Origin of the sequence: Achromobacter dolens (assembly GCF_902859745.1) — a bacterium.
Classification (GTDB): Bacteria; Pseudomonadota; Gammaproteobacteria; order Burkholderiales; family Burkholderiaceae_B; genus Achromobacter; species Achromobacter dolens.
This window is the reverse complement of record NZ_CADIJW010000103.1, coordinates 1-2,721: the sequence shown is the minus strand read 5'-3', so window position 1 is coordinate 2,721 and position 2,721 is coordinate 1. Positions and strand designations below refer to the sequence as shown.

Here is a 2,721-nt window from a genome sequence, read left to right as displayed (position 1 = left end):
CGGCGCATTGCCGCGCCCCGCGCCCGAACCCGCGCAGCCCCGCGCAGCCGACGTGCGCGTGGCCGCCGAACCGACGCCGGCCGCCCCCCACCATGTGCGCGCCGAAGAGGAACCCGACGCGCCGGTGCTCAGCACCGCGCAGCAGTTCCAGGTTCCGCAGCACGCCGCCAACGCCCAGGATCACCTGGCCCAGGCCATCGCCGCCGCCTCGCAGCGCCAGCAACCCGCACCCATCGCCAACCCCGCCAGCATCGCCGTGCCCAACGTGCCGGTCGTGCTGCAGGTCGCCACCCCTGTGGGCGGCACCCACTGGGGCACCGAACTGGGCCAGCAGATGGTCGTCATGAGCAACAACGTGCGCCAGGGCACCCAGACCGCCGAACTGCGCCTGGATCCGCCCGATCTCGGCCCGCTGCGCGTCAGCATCAACCTGGCCGACGGTGTGGCCAGCGCGTCGTTCGTCTCGGCTCACGCCTCGGTGCGCCAGGCCATCGAAACCGCCATCCCGCAGTTGCAGCAGGCGCTGGCCCAGGCCGGCATCTCGCTGGGCCAGACCAGCGTCGGCGAACAGGCCGCGCAACAGGAATTCGCGCAGCAGAACGGCGGCGGTTCCCAGCGCCAGGGTGGCGGCAACGGCGCTGCCGTGGCCGACGGCGCGATCGATGGCCAGCCGGTCGCCGTGACGGCTTCGCGCAACGCCAATGCGCTGGTCGACACCTTCGCGTAACAATCGCGCGGCCCGCGGCCGGCAACGGTTGCGGGCGGTGCAGCAATAGCTTGAGATACACGGCTTTCGCCCTGTTTTTCGCCTCCAAGCCGGGGGCGCATTTCGGGCAGAATGCTTTCATCCACTAAGAATCCGTTTTCATCAGCGGCAAAACACGCATCGACACCGAGATGGCGACTTCCAAACCCACAACCATGCCGCCGCGCGGCGCGCTTCCGACACGCTCCGGCGGCATTGGCCGAATCCTTCGTCCGTTGCTCATGATATTGGTGCTGTTGCTGGTGGCGGCCGCGAGCGCGGGCGCGACCTGGTTCGTCGCGCAGCGCATGCAGCCGCAAGGCGGCGCGCCGGTGCAGTTGGGCGTCGGTCAGACCGGCGGCCAGCCGGGCCAGCCCGGCGCCGCGGGTCCGCAAGCCACGCCGACCACCTTCGTCGCCCCGCCCACCACTCCGGCCGCGGTGCCCGCGCCGATCTTCGTGCCGATCGAGGCCTTCACCGTCACGCTGCAGAACGCCGACACCGAACGCATCATGCATGTCGGCCTGACCCTGCGCGTCAGCGACGAACAGACCCGTATCCGTCTCGAAAAGTACATGCCTGAAGTGCGCAGCCGCATCCTGATGGTGCTGTCTTCGCAATCGCCCACCGGCGTGCAGACGCAACAGGGCAAGACCGACATGGCCAACGCCATCAAGCAAGCCGTCAACCGCCCGTTCGCGCCCCTGCCGGACGGCCAGTATGTCACCGACGTACTGTATACGGCGTTCGTGGTGCAATAAGCATGGCCTACGAGGCGTTTCTTTCGCAGGACGAAGTCGACGCGCTGCTGGCCGGCGTCACGGGCGAGAGCGACAGCAAAAAGGAATCCGCGGGCCCCAACGACGGCGCCCGTGCCTACGACCTGAGCTCGCCCGACCGCGTGGTGCGCCGGCGCATGCAGACGCTGGAACTCATCAACGAACGCTTTGCGCGCCAGATGCGCAGCGTGTTGCTGAACTTCATGCGCCGCAGCGCCGACATCACCGTCGGTTCCATCAAGATCCAGAAGTACGCGGACTTCGAGCGCAACCTGCCCGTGCCCAGCAACCTGAACATGGTGCAGATGAAACCGCTGCGCGGCACGGCCCTGTTCACCTACGACCCGAACCTGGTGTTCCTGGTCATCGACAGCCTGTTCGGCGGCGATGGCCGCTATCACACGCGCGTCGAGGGCCGGGACTTCACCACCACCGAACAGCGCATCATCCGGCGCCTGCTCAACCTGACCCTGGAGAGCTACGGCAAGTCCTGGGACCCCGTCTATCCGATCGAGTTCGACTACGTCCGCTCGGAGATGCACACCAAGTTCGCCAGCATCACCGGCAACAATGAAGTGGTGGTCGTCACCTCGTTCCACATCGAATTCGGCGCGACCGGCGGCGACCTGAACATCTGCCTGCCCTACTCCATGATCGAACCCGTGCGCGACCTGCTCACGCGGCCGCTGCAGGAAACCACGCTGGAAGAAGTGGACCAGCGCTGGTCGCAACAGCTTTCGCGCCAGGTGCGCAGCGCCGACATCGACGTGGTCGCCGAATTCGCGCGCATTCCGTCCAATATCCGCGAACTGATGCGCATGAAGGTTGGCGACATCCTGCCCGTGGATGTGCCGCAGACCGTCATTGCCCATGTCGACGGCGTGCCGCTGATGGAATGCGGTTACGGCGTCTTTAACGGCCAGTACGCCCTGCGCGTGCAGAACATGTTTACCTACGATACCGAATCTAACGAGGCCCCCGACCATGACTGACAAGAACGAGCCCGGCTCCGGCTCGTCCCCGGCCGACGACTGGGCCGACGCGCTCGCCGAACAATCCCGCGCCAATCCGCCCACCCAGGCGGATGGCCTGAAGCCCGCTCAGGACGACTGGGCCGCCGCCATGGCCGAGCAGACCGCGGCCACGCCGCCGGCCGCTGCCGCCACCCCGGCGCCTGCCCCGGCAGCGCCCGCCACG

The 2,721-nt window shown here is 67.6% G+C and carries 3 protein-coding genes and 1 pseudogene; all 4 read left to right on the top strand.

What is annotated here, in order from left to right:
* Nucleotides 1–727: flagellar hook-length control protein FliK (locus HV783_RS29240; protein WP_175190341.1), on the top strand; the 727-nt coding region annotated here is incomplete at its 5' end.
* A 170-nt stretch (nt 728–897) separates the two neighbouring features.
* Nucleotides 898–1,506 carry a flagellar basal body-associated FliL family protein gene (locus tag HV783_RS29235; RefSeq protein WP_035360305.1) on the top strand — a complete coding sequence of 203 codons (609 nt, stop codon included), beginning with the start codon at nt 898–900 and terminating at the stop codon, nt 1,504–1,506.
* 2 nt (nt 1,507–1,508) lie between these two features.
* The gene (gene fliM, locus HV783_RS29230; RefSeq protein WP_006394458.1) at nt 1,509–2,516 is read left to right on the top strand and encodes a flagellar motor switch protein FliM; all 1,008 of its coding nucleotides are present in this window, start codon (nt 1,509–1,511) and stop codon (nt 2,514–2,516) included.
* A pseudogene (locus HV783_RS29225) lies at nt 2,509–2,721 on the top strand (flagellar motor switch protein FliN); the annotation flags it as partial. The gene fliM and the pseudogene HV783_RS29225, both read left to right, overlap by 8 nt.

What these genes read in the sequence shown, in the direction of transcription:
- HV783_RS29235 (WP_035360305.1), top strand. Translation starts at nt 898, where the DNA reads ATGGCGACTTCCAAACCCACAACCATGCCGCCGCGCGGCGCGCTTCCG.
- fliM (WP_006394458.1), top strand. Translation starts at nt 1,509, where the DNA reads ATGGCCTACGAGGCGTTTCTTTCGCAGGACGAAGTCGACGCGCTGCTG.